This is a genomic window from Pseudomonas sp. GW456-12-10-14-LB2, from assembly GCF_002884345.1.
In the GTDB taxonomy this organism is placed as follows: Bacteria; Pseudomonadota; Gammaproteobacteria; order Pseudomonadales; family Pseudomonadaceae; genus Aquipseudomonas; species Aquipseudomonas paraglycinae.
Genome location: NZ_POHV01000023.1, coordinates 38,610 through 52,820, shown reverse-complemented (window position 1 = coordinate 52,820; position 14,211 = coordinate 38,610). Strand labels below are relative to the sequence as shown.

The window sequence follows — 14,211 nt, the reverse complement described above, 5'->3', positions numbered from 1 at the left end:
TCCTTGTGCAGATGAAATCAAAAGGGGCGAACCCTGTTTAGAACGTAACTCCAGACACCAGCACGATGTTGCAGTACGGCTGGCATTCGCCCGTACGAACGATCGCTCGTGCCTGTCGGCTGAGTACTTTGAATTGCTCGTGACTGAGCAGGTCACGCCGCCCCAGCGAGCCTTCGTCATTCAGCTCGTCCAGCGTGGACAGCGCGGTCGGTTGCTTGTCGAAAATCTCCTTGGCCAGCGCGTGGCTTTCCACCTGCATCTCGCTGAGTACGACTTTCAGGGTGCTGACGAAATCCGGCACGCCATGCGTCAACGCCAGGTCGATCAGTTCGACACCCGGCGGCACCGGCAGGCCGGCATCGCCGATCACGACCATGTCGCCGTGGCCGAGGGAAGCAATCAGCCGCGACAGGGCGACATTGAGCAAAGGAGTCTTTTTCATGCGGGTTTGAATGCCTGTACGTCGGAGGTGGTGGGAATGGACGGCTGGGCACCTGCCCGGGTAACCGACAGGGCCGCAGCGACCTGCCCGAAACGAATGGCCTCGTCCTCGGTTTTGCCGGCCGCCAGTGCCGCCGAAAATCCGCCGACAAACGTATCCCCGGCGGCGGTGGTATCGACCGCCTTCACTTTGGGTGCAGGAAAATGCTGGTAACCCGTGCCGTTGGCGAACAACGAGCCTTGAGCCCCCAGCGTGATGATGACCTTGCCGGCGCCCAGTGACATCAGGTGCGCAGCGGCTTTTTCAGCGGTCGCCAGCGAGTCCACCGGCAAACCGCTGAGGGCGGCGGCCTCGCTCTCGTTGGGAATCAGGTAATCGATGGCGGCAAACCAGTCTGCCGGCAGCGGGCGACTGGCCGGCGCAGGGTTGAGGATGACCGTCTTGCCCAGTTCACGTCCACGTTTCAGCGCATGGCCTACCGTGGCGTCGGGGATTTCCAATTGGCAGATGATCACGTCGGCCGCTTGCAGCACGGCGTCGAACCGGTCGATGACCGCCGGGGTCATCGAACCATTGGCGCCGGCCACGATGACAATCGCGTTCTGACTGTTGTCATCGACCACGATCAGCGCCACGCCACTGGAATCCTCCACCACGCTGACCGCCTGACAATCGATCTGCTCGGCCAGCAACGCGTGGCGCAATTGCACGCCATAGTCATCGTTGCCGACACAGCCGACCATCGACACCTGCGCACCCAGCCGTGCAGCGGCTACCGCCTGATTGGCGCCCTTGCCGCCGGACACAGTCGCGAAAGAATGGCCGATCAGCGTCTCACCGCCCCGGGGCAAGCGCGGCGCCCGAGTGACCAGGTCCATGTTCAGGCTGCCTATTACCACTACATTTGCGGACATACATCATTACTCATCAATTCGGTTTCAGCGGTATTCGGTGAACACCCCGGACAGCGGTGCAGTCGATTCGCGCAGGACAATACTCGGGGTCACGATCCGCTGATCCGTCGCCAGATCCGGGGTGGCAATTCTTCGCAACAACACTTCCGCGGCCATCTCGCCCAGTTGCAGGATCGACTGGCCCACGGTCGTCAACGCTGGATACACATAGCGACTCATCTGGATATCGTCGAAGCCGATCACCGACAGCTCGGCGGGCACGCGCACGTTACGTTCCGCCGCCGCTCGCAACACGCCAATGCCGATCATGTCGTTACCGGCAAAAATCGCGCTCGGCGGGTTGTGCTCAAGCAGAACCGAAGCCGCGTTGTAACCGCCGGTGCTGGTGAAGTCGCTTTCCAGCATGCGCGACGGGGCCACTTCAACACCCGCCTCTTTCAGCGCTCGAGCAAAACCGGCCTGACGCATTTGCGCGACGCTGGTACTCGTCGGACCACCGATCGTGGCGATATCGCGATGACCGAGCTCAAGCAAATGCCGCGTCGCGAGGTACGCGCCATATTCGTGATCGATGCGCACCAGGTCGGCGTCCACGCCTTCGAGTCCACGGTCGACGATCACCATCGGCGTCTTTACGCCCGCCAGTCCTTGCGCCAGACCACTGTCGCCACCCGCAGAGGCGACGATCAATCCGTCGATGCGCTTTTCCAGCAGGACCCGCAGGTAGCTGCGCTGCTTGTCCGGGTTGTCGTCGGAGTTGCAGAGAATCACGCAGTAGCCGTTACGCTCGCAGTAATCCTCGATCCCGCGCGCCAGTTCGGCGAAGTACGGGTTGAGGCTGTTGGGCACCAGCAAACCAATGGTGGCGGTGGTTTTCGCTTTCAGCGAACGGGCCACCGCGCTCGGCACATAGTCGAGACTCTTGATGGCCGCCTCGACCTTGAGCCGCACTTCTTCGCTCACCGGTCGGGTCTTGTTTACTACGTGGGACACGGTCGTGTAGGAAATTCCTGCAAGTGCCGCCACATCCTTGATCGTTGCCATTTATCAGCCCCGTCGGCTTGCTCGTTGACTGCGATAGGTGTCGAGCACCACGGCGATCACGATCACCGCACCGGTGATGATGCGCTTGGTCGGCTCGGTCGCGCCAATCTGCGCCAGACCGGCCGCCAGGACGGAGATGATCAACACACCGAAAAAGGTGCTGATCACCGAACCACGTCCGCCCATCAGGCTGGTGCCGCCGATCACCACGGCAGCGATGACTTGCAGCTCAAGGCCGGAACCAGCGTTCGGGTCGGCCGCTTCCAGCCGGGAAATCTGGAACAGCGCCGCAATGCCGGCGAGCAGCCCCATCAGGCTGAACACCAGAATTTTGTAGGGCTTGGGATTGATCCCCGCCAGACGCACCGCTTCTTCGTTGGTGCCAATGCCGATCAGATAGCGGCCGAACACGGTACGGGTCAGAACGGCCTGGGCAACGAAAATGACCAGCAAGGCGATGATGAACGACGGCGAAATGCCGAAGGCGATCGGGTTCGACAGCCAGGCGAAGGAATCACCGATATAGGCCGTGCGCGAACCGGTCATCTGATAAGCCAGGCCACGGGCCATTTCCAGAACACCGAGCGACACAATGAATGACGGAATTCGCCACGCCACGGTAATCGAGCCGGTCACCGTGCCGGCCAACGCCGCGACGGCCATCCCCAACAAGGCAGCCGGCAATACGCTCCAGCCCCAGCCAAGAATCGCCACGCTGACGGTAGATGCCGCGAGCGCCAGTACCGAGCCTACCGACAGGTCGATCCCGCCGATGATCAGGACGAACGTCATGCCCACCGCCAGAACCATCAGGTCGGGAATCTGGTTGGCCAGGGTGCTGAAGGTGTTGTACGACAGGAAATGGCTGCTCATGACCGAGAACAGCGCAATCATTGCCAGCAACGCGCCGGCCAGGCCCAGGTAAGTGCCGAGGCCGTAGAAGTTGCCACTGGATTTGCCGGCGGAAGATGCAGTTTTCATGGGAGATCCCTAGGCGCTGCTTCGTTGAGCAACGCATCACGTTTCTGGTAGCCGGCGAACGCGGCGGCAAGCAAGTCATCCTGGGTCCAGCTGTCGCGCTCGAACGTGTCGATCAGGCGCCCTGCCGACAACACACCGATGCGGTCGCAGATCAGCATCAGCTCGCGCAAATCGCTGGACACCACGACCAGCGCTTTGCCCTGCCGAGTCAGTTCGCCGAGCAAGGCATAAATATCGAACTTGGCGCCGACATCGATACCGCGAGTCGGCTCGTCGAACAGCAGCACCGAACAGTCGCGCTCGAGCCAGCGACCGATCACCACCTTTTGCTGGTTACCGCCGGACAGCTCGGACACCAGCTGCGTCGGGCTGGAACTGCGGATGCGCATGGCGTCGATCTGCCGCTGCGCGAGCTTCGTTTCATCGCCGTTGTTGACGAACCCGCCGCTGGAAATTTCCGGCATGTTGCCCAATGCAATGTTGGCGCTGATCGACTGACTCAGCAGCAGGCCTTCGCCCTTGCGATCCTCGGTGATCAAGGCGATACCGTTGCGCACTGCATCGACTGGCGAGCGAATGCTCACCGTTTTTGCCGGCGAACCGAGTGCCACCGTGCCGCTGTCCGCGACATCGGCGCCGAAGATCAGCCGCAAAAGCTCGGTGCGCCCTGCCCCGATCAGACCCGAGATGCCAAAAATCTCACCGGCGCGTACTTCAAAGGACACGTCGCGCACTTTGTCGGAGCGGGTCAGGCCTTTAACAGTCAGGGCCGGCGCGCCGATGTTGCGAGCCCCCAGATCGATATGCTCGCCCAGCTCCCGACCAACCATCAGGGTGACCAGTTGCTCGCTGTTGTAATTGGCCATTGGCTCGACACAGACCAGGTTGCCGTCGCGCAACACGGCAATGCGCTGTGCTACCCGGGCCAGCTCTTCGAGGCGATGCGAGATGTAGATGATCGAGACGCCGCGCGCCTGCAACCGGGTGATCTGCTCGAAAAGCATTTCAACTTCGCGAGCGGTGAGCATTGCGGTCGGTTCGTCGAGGATCAGCACATGGCAATCGCCGATCAGGTTGCGAGCGATCTCGACCATTTGCTGGTGACCGATGCCCAATTCGCCGACCAGTGTGTCCGGGTCGATGGCATCGAGGCCGACTTGAGCCATGGCTTCGATGGCGGCCTTGCGCAGCTGCTTGCGACTGATCCAGCCACCGTTACTTGGCAGGTTGTCGAGGAACAGGTTCTCCGCCACCGAAAGCGTCGGCAGCAGATTGAGCTCTTGCATGACCATGCGCACACCCAGCTCTTCAGCCTGCGTGCGACTGCCGGGGCGATAGTCCTTGCCCTGGAACTGCATCTGGCCGGTGGTAGGTGTGACCAGCCCGCCGATGATCTTCGACAGGGTGCTTTTGCCGGCACCGTTCTCACCGGTCAGCGCCAGCACTTCACCGCGCATCAACGTCAGGTCGATGCCGGTCAGAACCGGTTGCGCATAGGTCTTGCCGATACCGCTGACCGAGAGGACAGCGTTCGGAGCGGAAACTGACATAAAAATCTCCATGCGCTCGCCCGGACGGACGAGCGCCGTTGTGTCGCCAGAGGACTTATTTGGTGACCAGCTCGACTGGTGTCTCAATCACACCATTCGCACCACTGTCGACTTTCTCGCCCTTGATGATTTTCAGCGCAGTCTCGATGCCAAATACCGCTTGCTTCGCAGCGTACTGGTCGGCAGTCGCCAGAACGCGGCCGTCCTTCAGCATGGGCTTGATGGCATTGATGTTGTCGTAACCGACAACCTGCACCTGACCGGCCTTGCCGGCAGCGCGCACGGCGGAAACGGCACCCACGGCCATGCTGTCGTTACCGGCCAGCAGCGCCTTGACGTCCGGGTACTCGCTGAGAATCGAAGCGGCCACCTTGTTGCCCTTGTCGATTTCCCAATCGCCGGACTGCAGGGAAACAACCTTGATCTGCGCAGCCTCCATCGCATCCTTGAAGCCAGCGGTACGCTGCTGGGCGTTGGTCGTCGTGGAGACGCCTTCAATGATGCCGACTTCGTCACCGGCCTTCAGTTGCTTGGCCAGGTACTCGCCCACCAGACGCGCGCCTTTGCGGTTGTCCGGGCCTACGAACGGAACGCTGATGTTCTTGCTTTTGATCACAGCCGGATCGAGCTGGTTGTCGATGTTGATCACAGTGATACCGGCATCGACGGCTTTCTTGATCACCGGCACCATCGCCTTGGAATCAGACGGTGCGATGACCAGCGCGTTGACCTTTGCCAGAATCATCTGCTCGACGATGCGCGTCTGCCCCGCCGTGTCGGTTTCGTCCTTGATGCCGTTGGAGATCAGGTCGAAATCGGCGGAGTGTTCTTTCTGGTAGGCCTTGGCGCCGTCTTCCATGGTCAGGAAGAATTCGTTGGCCAGGGATTTCATGACCAGGGCGACTTTGGGTTTTTCAGGGGATTCGGCGAAAGCCGAAGAGACAGGCAGTGCGGCGGATGCGGCAGCCAGCATGGCGACAGCAAGAAGACGTCCAGCGAATGGCAGCTTCATGGGTTCACTCCGATCTTATGATTATTGTGAGCAACGCTTGCGCTGGCGTAAGCTCGCTGCACCCCACGACAATTCAATCCATCGCGAAGGCCGCGCAAACGTTTGCGTAGACCGAACTATGCGAATCACGCCGACATTTGTCAACAATCAGAAATCGGTATCTCATCGCAGGGCGAATCCACGGATTCGCCCTTGAGTGTTCAAGCCGTAGTGTTGACCACATTACCGGCAGAAGAACCCTTCGACATTTCCTTGACCAGTGCAGCCGAGACTTCCAGCAGGGCACCGCTGGTTTGAGCGATCTGCCCCTGGATGGACATCACCGCTTGCGACTTGGCTTCGGGGGTTGGATAACTCGCAGCCTGCGCGGCGGCCAGTTGTTGCTGCTGCTCCTGAAGCTGCTTCTGCAGTTCCTGCATCCGTTTGAGCAGCGTCTTGATAGTGATGCTCAGATTGTCACCGCCTTGAGCCTCGCTCGCGCTTGCTTCCTGGGCAGGACCACCGGTTCTGACCTGATTGGTTTCAACCTTCTCGGTACCCAGTGCCTCGGCTGACGCATCGGCTTCAGCTTCACTCATTGCATTGATCGTCGCAGCAGTTTTACCGCCGATCGTGACCGAACCGGGATTTGAAAAACCGATAGTCAATGACATTTGAACTCCTGAAAAATTGAATCCCTGTCAAGGCGCATCGGCCAGCGCGCCGTTTTCTTTAGCAGAGATCTGGAAAGCAGCCAGTTCAGTCTGAGGACGAGGCTCGTAGTCCTTTTCGGTGAGCCGAACGAGAAAACATCCCGCGTTCGGAAACCCGGATGAGCTAGGCAAGCTCACAACCACTCTTCAAATAAATCTTGATTCAAATCATAAGGTTAAACATTTCTCTCAAGCACAGTACGACTGGTACAGATCCTGCTCCCTCCCTGCACCCCTGGCATTCAGATCGGCCCGGGGCGCATCTAGATGAACCTGCATCAGCACCGTCTCACTACTAGAGAGAAAAATAATGACATCTGCTTTGAAGAGTTTCGTTCCGGGCGCTTTGGCCCTCCTCCTGCTCCTGCCAACTGCCCTCCAGGCAAAAGAAGCTGAAACCCAGGCCAAGCTGGCCAACGTGGTGGTACTGGCCACCGGCGGCACCATCGCCGGCGCGGGCGCCAGTGCAGCCAACAGTGCGACTTATCAGGCCGCGAAAGTGGGCATCGAACAATTGATCGCCGGCATTCCCGAACTGAGCACGCTGGCCAATGTGCGTGGCGAACAGGTCATGCAAATCGCCTCGGAAAGCATCACCAACGAAAACCTCCTGCAACTGGGACGTCGCGTTTCCGAACTGGCCGACAGCAAAGACGTCGATGGCATCGTCATCACCCACGGCACCGATACCCTGGAAGAGACCGCGTACTTCCTGAACCTGGTGGAAAAAACCGACAAGCCGATCATCGTCGTCGGCTCCATGCGCCCGGGCACCGCCATGTCGGCGGACGGCATGCTAAACCTGTACAACGCCGTGGCCGTCGCCAGCAGCAAAGAAGCGCGCGGCAAAGGCGTACTGGTGACCCTGAACGATGAAATCCAGTCAGGTCGCGATGTCAGTAAGATGATCAACATCAAGACCGAAGCGTTCAAAAGCGCCTGGGGTCCGCTCGGCATGGTGGTAGAAGGCAAATCCTACTGGTTCCGCCTGCCAGCCAAGCGCCACACCATGGATTCGGAATTCGACATCAAAAACATCAAGAGCCTTCCTGATGTAGAAATCGCCTATTCCTACGGCAATGTCAGCGACACAGCCTACAAGGCCCTCGCCCAGTCCGGCGCCAAGGCGATCATCCATGCCGGTACCGGCAACGGCTCGGTTTCCTCCCGCGTGGTTCCGACCCTGCAGGCGCTGCGCAAGGACGGCGTGCAGATCATTCGCTCGTCTCACGTCAATGCCGGTGGTTTCGTCCTGCGCAACGCCGAACAGCCTGACGACAAATACGACTGGGTGGTTGCTCACGACCTGAACCCACAGAAAGCCCGCATCCTGGCTATGGTCGCGCTGACCAAGACCAACGACAGCAAAGAGCTGCAACGGATGTTCTGGGAATACTGATTCATCCTCGCCTGATCCTTTCCTGATCGGGCACTGACTTCACCCTTCGTCAACTTGACGGAGGGTGAAGCTTGCGCCTCCTCCAAAGATAAATTTCACCTGAGTGACATCAAAACCGGAAAACCGCTGTCAGAGGATTTTCTTGAATTTTAAGCAGTTGCGAAAATGCCTACAGTTAAATACTGTATGCACGTACAGCTTAATAAGGATAACCTCGTGGCCACTTCCCCTGATGCTCCTGACGCTTACGAACGCATGGGCATGCGCGTTCAAAAAATCATCAATTCCCCCACCGCACAAAAAGCCAAAGCCGCACTGATCTTCCGCCTTCCGGACGAGCCGGTGGATGACTGGGAGCGCTTGCTGGAAGAGATCGACGAGAACGACAACGTCACCCTCGCCTACCGCGACGATGGCGGTGTACAGATTTTCTGGGTTGTGCCGAAGGAAGATTGATTCAATGATTCTGCGTTTTGCTGCTGTGCTGTTGCTGTTCATTTCCCTGGGTGCGCAAGCTGGCGCGCCGCGTACGTTCACCGAAGCCAAGAAGGTCGCCTGGAAGCTGTACGCACCACAATCCACCGAGTTCTATTGCGGGTGCAAATACACCGGCAACAAGGTCGATCTTGCCGCCTGCGGCTACGTCCCGCGCAAGAACGCCAAGCGAGCGTCCCGCATCGAATGGGAGCACATTGTTCCGGCCTGGCAGTTCGGCCATCAGCGTCAATGCTGGCAGGAAGGAGGCCGCAAGAATTGCACCCGCTACGACCCGAGCTATCAGAAAGCCGAAGCCGACCTGCACAACCTGGTGCCGAGCATCGGCGAGGTGAATGGCGACCGCAGCAATTTCAGCTACGGCTGGCTGCCGGTCGAAAAAGGTCAGTACGGCTCCTGCCTGACTCAGGTCGACTTCAAGGCGAAGAAGGTCATGCCCCGCCCTTCGATCCGCGGCATGATCGCCCGCACCTACTTTTACATGAGCAAACAATACGGCTTGCGCTTGTCGAAGCAGGATCGACAACTGTACGAAGCCTGGGACAAGACTTACCCGGTGCAAGACTGGGAGCGCCAGCGTAATCAGAGCGTGGCGTGTGTGATGGGGCGCGGCAACGAATTTGTCGGCCCGGTGAACCTGAAAGCCTGCGGTTGATTGTCTGATCAAAAGAAAAGGCCTTGAGCGATAAACTCAAGGCCTTTTTTGTGCTCAACCGCCGGATTTGTTGTGACGCCAGTAGCCCATCAGATTGAGTGACTCGCGCGGAATGCCGCGCTCCTTGATGAGGTATTTGCGCAGGCTCATGACCGCAGCGGATTCTCCGGCGATCCAACCATAGAAACACTCGCTGGCCGTATCGGCGATCTCCCACAGAATCTCTTCTTCAATGTCGACATCCGCCAGCTCGACCGCTTGCCCAACCGGCGATGCATCGACAGGCAACGTCGCCTGCTGCACGGCTTCCACCATCAACGTGCCGGCAGTTGCGTGATCGCGGATCAGCCATTGCACCGAAAGTCCGGGCCAGTCAGGAACCGCCAACATATCCTCACGACTGTCGACTTCAAAAAACGCCTGGGCCTGCGGCGGTTCAGTCAGTGTCGCCAGTTCTTCCAGGATCCCCATGGCGGCCGGCAACGCTGTGGCGTCGGCGACCAACAGAAGTTGCTTGAGCGTTTGCGGTGGCTTCCATTCAAATCCCCCCGCCTCTTGTGCCGAGAATCGGCTGTCAGGCGCCAGAATCTGCATCGACTCGCCAGGTTGCGCTCGCAACGCCCAACGGGAGGCCGGGCCGGTTTCGCCGTGCAGGACGAAATCGATATCGACTTCACCCGACTCGGCACGCAAATGACGGATGGTGTAAGTGCGCATCGCCGGGCGACGATCAACCAGCATCGAGCGGAAACGGGCGTACCACCCTTCGCCCTGAGAAAGCTTGGCGGGTGAACCGTCGGCTGCCGGGAAAAACAGCTTCACTCGCTGATCCGGCGCCCAGGTCGCCATCTCGGTGACCGTGGGGCTTGCGAGCGTGATCCGCATGAGATGCGGGCTCAATTGCTGCTTGTGACGCAAAACGACGTCGAACAACTTGTAAGGATTGGCGGAGGCCATGCGGAGCTCCTTCTGGGTATCTTCAGTGACTCCTTGAAAAACGAATCACGGGGGACACCCTTTAGTCAGCTCCGTCGAAAGGCCCCTTATTGCGTCGCCGTGCGCTCGATCACCAGCGTTTCGATGTTCTGCTTCTTCGCCTTGATCAATGCGGCGTTCACATCTGCCTGGCGCGCCTCGGCGTCAGCCTTCGAATTGAAAGGGCCGAGCAGGATCCGGGTCTTGCCGCTGGCGTCCTTGATGACACTGGCCACAAAGCCATGCTCGATCAGCCAGCCGCTGAGGTCGCTGACGGCCTGAGGGGTTTCACCGCGCACTTCGAGATCCCACTGCGGGCCCACCGCAGCAGGCGCCGCTACCACCGCCGGTTTCGGCTTTTGCGCATCCACACTCTTGCCTTCGCCACATCCTGCCAATGCCAGTGCCGCGACTACCCAGACCAATTTGCGCACAACGCTTCCCTCTGAATTCTCAAAGCGGCGATCTTAACATTCGAGAATACTTTCCGAGCCCCGCAAATTGCGGCATAAAACTACGAGATTGATGCCGACGGCCCCTGTATAGTTACGCGCTGGGAATTAATGCCGCTGCTGCGCGTCAGAAAGAGGCACCCAAACTGTAAGACTTCGCACTAATCTATACGTACCACCGACCTCTGCACTGTCTGAATCAGGTGCCCTACAAAGCAATCAAGGAGAAGACCATGCTGATACTCACCCGCAAAGTCGGTGAAAGCATAAACATTGGTGATGACATCACGATCACCATTCTCGGCGTCAGCGGCCAGCAAGTTCGAATCGGCATCAATGCTCCGAAGAACGTTGCAGTGCACCGGGAAGAGATCTACCAGCGCATCCAGGCTGGCCTGACCGCACCGGACAAGCCACAAACGCCCTGAGCCCTAAGCAGTCAGTAGCCAGTTCGTTTGCCTGCGCGCAATGACTGGCTAAAGATTCAAGCGCCGTATTGCCATCCCCCACCTCCCTGGTGACGGCGCGTGCCACGCCACTTCCTGCCTCAACCCTTCTCGCAACCGATACTAACCGTCATTCAACGAGCTGGCTGTCGGACATTTCCGAATAGCGGCTGGGAATCTCGCCCGACTAGCCGAATGTAACGCCACGCGCCATTCCGGTGGCCGCCACGACCATCAATACCAACAGAAGCGCTTCGGCATGACTGATCCGCGCGAACATCTTTGCACGCCCCGTGTCAGGGACAGCGCCGCGCGCCTTGGACACGCGCCATTTGATCAGGGTGATCATCGGCATGAGTTCCAGAAGCAGAATCAGCACGAACAGCGTCATCTTCAGATGAAACAGTGGCTGATGCAGGTAATAGTCGGTTCCCTTCTCATAACCTGCGAAGGCGCGCATGCCGCCGGTGATGAGCAACACCAACGCCGAAAGCCCCCAAAGATTGTCGGCTAGCAACACTCGCCCGACATCACCGGAGCCGGACGCCAAACGACTGAAGGCCGTCCCACGCGTCAACACCGCCCAGAAGCCCATGGCAAAAGCCAGTAAATGAATCGCTGCAAGAAACCAATGAATCAGCATCGATGAACTCCTGTCCGGCAGAGCTGAAATCAGCCTGACAGTAGTAGTCGAAAAAATATGGACTTGCCTGTCACCGCTCCCGGAAAACAGGAACGGGCGAGACGAGAGGCTGGGCAGAGGTGCGGGAAAGGCAAATCGCGGGCAAAAAAAATCCCAAGCAGCTGATGGAAGCTTGGGATTTAAAAATGCATAAACCGTGGTGGTGAACGCGGGGCGGATATTACTGATTTTTCCAGTATGTAACAACGTATTTTTGATAACCGGATGGTTAATAAAATCCGTAACCCCTTAAATATCCACACTATTTAAAAGGTCGCTCGCGACGGTCGGCGACGAATGGATCAAAATCAATCACGATCAATACGCGCTTGGCTCAAGAATTTTACAAAAATGAGCTCGGGATCCCCCGGATCCAGATTCTCTACCATTCCGCTGTGCTGATATCCAAGATTTGTAAGCAGCTGTCGCATCGGCGAGTTGGACGTATTGGTCGACGTGAAGATCTTTTCTGCACAAGCATGCTGCTCCAGACCGCTCACGATCTGCCGCCCCACGCCGGAACGCCTGTTCGCACTGGAGACGATCACGAGAGGTATGAACCACTCTCCAAGAAAGCTTCGATCCAGACATCCGTAGCCGACGGGAGCGCCAGGATCGTCCGCCTCGCAGACAACCCAGCACTCCTGCGCCCGTACAGCCCTCGCGATGTACTCGCGACGGCAGCTATCTTTTTCAGCGACAGGATCAATCTTCAACAGGCTTTCGATATCGCCTGGACCGGCGCGCCTGAATTGGCGACTCATGAATACACCTCTGCAAATGTGCCGGAGTGTAGCTGCGGTCGACCAAACCGAAATTTTGCAAAGGTTCTGAAATCGCAGACAACAAAAAAGGGCCCACCTTTCGGTGAGCCCTTCCAGACCGCCCAGCAGAGCGGATTTTGTTTGGTAGGCGCGATTGGACTCGAACCAACGACCCCCACCATGTCAAGGTGGTGCTCTAACCAACTGAGCTACGTGCCTGCTGTGAGGCGGCATTCTACGGAATTCCGAAGGGGTGTCAACACCTTTTTTTCACCTAACCCTATGAATATGCAAAATATTTAATTTCGACCCGCCGCAAGAAGATTTCCCGGTGGCTGGCGGAGGTTTTTCAACTGGGGTAGGATCGCTGCACTCGTAAAATATATTAAACAGAGGCTGCAGGATGGCGAACACCCCTTACCCAGAGTCTTATTACGCTGCGTCGGCCAACGCCGTGCCACCACGCCCTGCCCTGCAGGATGACGTGGAGACGGATGTCTGTGTGATCGGCGCTGGTTATACGGGACTTTCCTCGGCCCTGTTCCTGCTCGAGAACGGTTTTCGCGTGACCGTGCTGGAAGCCGCCAAGGTCGGCTTCGGCGCTTCGGGGCGCAATGGAGGACAAATCGTCAACAGCTACAGCCGTGACATCGATGTGATCGAACGCAGCGTCGGCCCGAAACAGGCACAACTGCTCGGGCAGATGGCGTTCGAGGGCGGCCGGATCATTCGTGAACGCGTCAGCAAGTACAACATCCAGTGCGACCTGAAAGACGGTGGCGTATTCGCCGCCCTCACCGCCAAGCAAATGGGCCACCTCGAATCGCAGAAGCGCCTGTGGGAACGCTTCGGCCATACCCGACTGGAACTGCTCGATCAGCGCCGCATCCGTGAAGTGGTCGCCTGCGATCAATACGTCGGCGGCATGCTCGACATGAGCGGTGGCCATATCCACCCGCTTAACCTGGCATTGGGCGAAGCTGCTGCCGTGGAATCCCTGGGCGGCACCATCTATGAACAGTCGCCGGCCGTACGCATCGAACGCGGCGCCAATCCGGTCGTGCATACACCGCAGGGCAAGGTCAGAGCCAAATTCATCATCGTGGCCGGCAACGCCTACCTCGGCAATCTGGTGCCGGAACTGGCGGCCAAATCGATGCCGTGCGGCACTCAGGTCATCACCACCGAGCCATTGGGCGATGAGCTGGCGAAATCCCTTCTGCCGCAGGACTACTGCGTCGAAGACTGCAACTACCTGCTCGACTACTACCGCCTCACCGGCGACAAACGTCTGATCTTCGGCGGCGGTGTGGTGTATGGCGCGCGGGATCCGGCAAACATCGAGGCGATCATCCGCCCGAAAATGCTCAAGGCCTTCCCGCAGCTCAAGGACGTGAAGATCGACTACGCCTGGACCGGCAATTTCCTGCTGACCCTGTCGCGTCTGCCTCAGGTTGGGCGCCTGGGCGACAACATCTATTACTCCCAGGGCTGCAGCGGCCACGGCGTGACCTACACGCATCTGGCCGGCAAGGTATTGGCCGAGGCGCTGCGCGGGCAAGCCGAGCGCTTCGATGCGTTTGCCGACTTGCCGCACTACCCGTTCCCCGGCGGGCAACTGCTGCGCACACCGTTTGCCGCGCTGGGCGCGTGGTACTACGGACTGCGCGACAAGCTCGGTTTCTGACGAGCCAAAAAAAGGGCCGCT

General features: G+C 58.8%; 16 protein-coding genes and 1 tRNA gene. 5 read left to right on the top strand and 12 right to left on the bottom strand.

What is annotated here, in order from left to right:
- Positions 1-37: 37 nt before the first annotated feature.
- The 7 genes from rbsD to C1X29_RS17220 all read right to left on the bottom strand — a co-directional run bounded on the left by rbsD (position 38) and on the right by C1X29_RS17220 (position 6,596).
- The gene (gene rbsD, locus C1X29_RS17250; protein ID WP_007956017.1) at positions 38-442 is read right to left on the bottom strand and encodes a D-ribose pyranase; all 405 of its coding nucleotides are present in this window, start codon (positions 440-442) and stop codon (positions 38-40) included.
- Positions 439-1,356, bottom strand: a complete 918-nt coding sequence (rbsK, locus tag C1X29_RS17245) for a ribokinase (RefSeq protein WP_102717970.1) — start codon at positions 1,354-1,356, stop codon at positions 439-441. Before rbsK ends, rbsD begins: the two co-directional genes overlap by 4 nt.
- A 24-nt stretch (positions 1,357-1,380) precedes the next feature.
- Entirely contained in the window at positions 1,381-2,400 is a 1,020-nt protein-coding gene (locus C1X29_RS17240) for a LacI family DNA-binding transcriptional regulator (protein ID WP_102688390.1), read from the bottom strand.
- Positions 2,401-2,403: 3 nt separating this feature from the next.
- Positions 2,404-3,381: an ABC transporter permease gene (locus C1X29_RS17235; protein ID WP_064594871.1), complete on the bottom strand. Its 978-nt coding sequence runs from the start codon at positions 3,379-3,381 to the stop codon at positions 2,404-2,406.
- Positions 3,378-4,931, bottom strand: a complete 1,554-nt coding sequence (locus tag C1X29_RS17230) for a sugar ABC transporter ATP-binding protein (protein ID WP_085747806.1) — start codon at positions 4,929-4,931, stop codon at positions 3,378-3,380. Before C1X29_RS17230 ends, C1X29_RS17235 begins: the two co-directional genes overlap by 4 nt.
- A 55-nt stretch (positions 4,932-4,986) precedes the next feature.
- The gene (locus C1X29_RS17225) at positions 4,987-5,943 is read right to left on the bottom strand and encodes a sugar ABC transporter substrate-binding protein (RefSeq protein WP_007956008.1); all 957 of its coding nucleotides are present in this window, start codon (positions 5,941-5,943) and stop codon (positions 4,987-4,989) included.
- A 200-nt stretch (positions 5,944-6,143) separates the two neighbouring features.
- Entirely contained in the window at positions 6,144-6,596 is a 453-nt protein-coding gene (locus tag C1X29_RS17220) for a hypothetical protein (RefSeq protein WP_085747807.1), read from the bottom strand.
- 349 nt (positions 6,597-6,945) lie between these two features.
- On the opposite strand from C1X29_RS17220, the gene C1X29_RS17215 reads away from it, so the two are divergent.
- The 3 genes from C1X29_RS17215 to C1X29_RS17205 all read left to right on the top strand — a co-directional run bounded on the left by C1X29_RS17215 (position 6,946) and on the right by C1X29_RS17205 (position 9,184).
- Positions 6,946-8,034, top strand: coding sequence for an asparaginase (locus C1X29_RS17215; RefSeq protein ID WP_007956004.1), 1,089 nt, complete (start codon positions 6,946-6,948; stop codon positions 8,032-8,034).
- A 165-nt stretch (positions 8,035-8,199) separates the two neighbouring features.
- A complete protein-coding gene (locus C1X29_RS17210) occupies positions 8,200-8,490 on the top strand; it encodes a DUF1654 domain-containing protein (RefSeq protein WP_007956002.1) in 291 nt (96 codons plus the stop codon).
- A 4-nt stretch (positions 8,491-8,494) separates the two neighbouring features.
- Positions 8,495-9,184 (top strand): endonuclease, encoded by a 690-nt coding sequence (locus C1X29_RS17205; protein WP_085612799.1) that lies wholly within the window; start codon positions 8,495-8,497, stop codon positions 9,182-9,184.
- A 54-nt stretch (positions 9,185-9,238) separates the two neighbouring features.
- Here the strand turns inward: C1X29_RS17205 and C1X29_RS17200 are convergent, their stop codons facing one another.
- Together C1X29_RS17200 and C1X29_RS17195 are read right to left on the bottom strand one after the other, a co-directional pair.
- Complete coding sequence (locus C1X29_RS17200) at positions 9,239-10,141, bottom strand: siderophore-interacting protein (RefSeq protein ID WP_085747808.1); 903 nt, start codon at positions 10,139-10,141, stop codon at positions 9,239-9,241.
- 86 nt (positions 10,142-10,227) lie between these two features.
- Positions 10,228-10,593, bottom strand: coding sequence for an SPOR domain-containing protein (locus C1X29_RS17195; protein WP_102688387.1), 366 nt, complete (start codon positions 10,591-10,593; stop codon positions 10,228-10,230).
- A 251-nt stretch (positions 10,594-10,844) separates the two neighbouring features.
- On the opposite strand from C1X29_RS17195, the gene csrA reads away from it, so the two are divergent.
- The gene (gene csrA, locus C1X29_RS17190) at positions 10,845-11,039 is read left to right on the top strand and encodes a carbon storage regulator CsrA (RefSeq protein ID WP_003179932.1); all 195 of its coding nucleotides are present in this window, start codon (positions 10,845-10,847) and stop codon (positions 11,037-11,039) included.
- Between the two features lie 205 nt (positions 11,040-11,244).
- Here the strand turns inward: csrA and C1X29_RS17185 are convergent, their stop codons facing one another.
- The 3 genes from C1X29_RS17185 to C1X29_RS17175 all read right to left on the bottom strand — a co-directional run bounded on the left by C1X29_RS17185 (position 11,245) and on the right by C1X29_RS17175 (position 12,722).
- Positions 11,245-11,700, bottom strand: a complete 456-nt coding sequence (locus C1X29_RS17185; RefSeq protein WP_102717969.1) for a DUF2214 family protein — start codon at positions 11,698-11,700, stop codon at positions 11,245-11,247.
- 347 nt (positions 11,701-12,047) lie between these two features.
- Complete coding sequence (locus C1X29_RS17180; RefSeq protein WP_102688385.1) at positions 12,048-12,503, bottom strand: GNAT family N-acetyltransferase; 456 nt, start codon at positions 12,501-12,503, stop codon at positions 12,048-12,050.
- A gap of 142 nt (positions 12,504-12,645) precedes the next feature.
- A tRNA-Val gene (locus tag C1X29_RS17175) sits at positions 12,646-12,722 on the bottom strand.
- 184 nt (positions 12,723-12,906) lie between these two features.
- Here C1X29_RS17175 and C1X29_RS17170 point away from each other — a divergent pair.
- A complete protein-coding gene (locus tag C1X29_RS17170; RefSeq protein ID WP_102717968.1) occupies positions 12,907-14,190 on the top strand; it encodes an FAD-binding oxidoreductase in 1,284 nt (427 codons plus the stop codon).
- Positions 14,191-14,211 lie beyond the last annotated feature (21 nt).

Coding starts and splice junctions, on each gene's coding strand:
- C1X29_RS17170 (WP_102717968.1), top strand. CDS start 12,907: ATGGCGAACACCCCTTACCCAGAGTCTTATTACGCTGCGTCGGCCAAC.
- C1X29_RS17210 (WP_007956002.1), top strand. CDS start 8,200: ATGCCTACAGTTAAATACTGTATGCACGTACAGCTTAATAAGGATAAC.
- C1X29_RS17215 (WP_007956004.1), top strand. CDS start 6,946: ATGACATCTGCTTTGAAGAGTTTCGTTCCGGGCGCTTTGGCCCTCCTC.
- C1X29_RS17185 (WP_102717969.1), bottom strand. CDS start 11,700: ATGCTGATTCATTGGTTTCTTGCAGCGATTCATTTACTGGCTTTTGCC.
- csrA (WP_003179932.1), top strand. CDS start 10,845: ATGCTGATACTCACCCGCAAAGTCGGTGAAAGCATAAACATTGGTGAT.
- C1X29_RS17230 (WP_085747806.1), bottom strand. CDS start 4,931: ATGTCAGTTTCCGCTCCGAACGCTGTCCTCTCGGTCAGCGGTATCGGC.
- rbsD (WP_007956017.1), bottom strand. CDS start 442: ATGAAAAAGACTCCTTTGCTCAATGTCGCCCTGTCGCGGCTGATTGCT.
- C1X29_RS17235 (WP_064594871.1), bottom strand. CDS start 3,381: ATGAAAACTGCATCTTCCGCCGGCAAATCCAGTGGCAACTTCTACGGC.
- C1X29_RS17180 (WP_102688385.1), bottom strand. CDS start 12,503: ATGAGTCGCCAATTCAGGCGCGCCGGTCCAGGCGATATCGAAAGCCTG.
- C1X29_RS17200 (WP_085747808.1), bottom strand. CDS start 10,141: ATGGCCTCCGCCAATCCTTACAAGTTGTTCGACGTCGTTTTGCGTCAC.
- C1X29_RS17220 (WP_085747807.1), bottom strand. CDS start 6,596: ATGTCATTGACTATCGGTTTTTCAAATCCCGGTTCGGTCACGATCGGC.
- C1X29_RS17205 (WP_085612799.1), top strand. CDS start 8,495: ATGATTCTGCGTTTTGCTGCTGTGCTGTTGCTGTTCATTTCCCTGGGT.
- C1X29_RS17225 (WP_007956008.1), bottom strand. CDS start 5,943: ATGAAGCTGCCATTCGCTGGACGTCTTCTTGCTGTCGCCATGCTGGCT.
- C1X29_RS17240 (WP_102688390.1), bottom strand. CDS start 2,400: ATGGCAACGATCAAGGATGTGGCGGCACTTGCAGGAATTTCCTACACG.
- rbsK (WP_102717970.1), bottom strand. CDS start 1,356: ATGTCCGCAAATGTAGTGGTAATAGGCAGCCTGAACATGGACCTGGTC.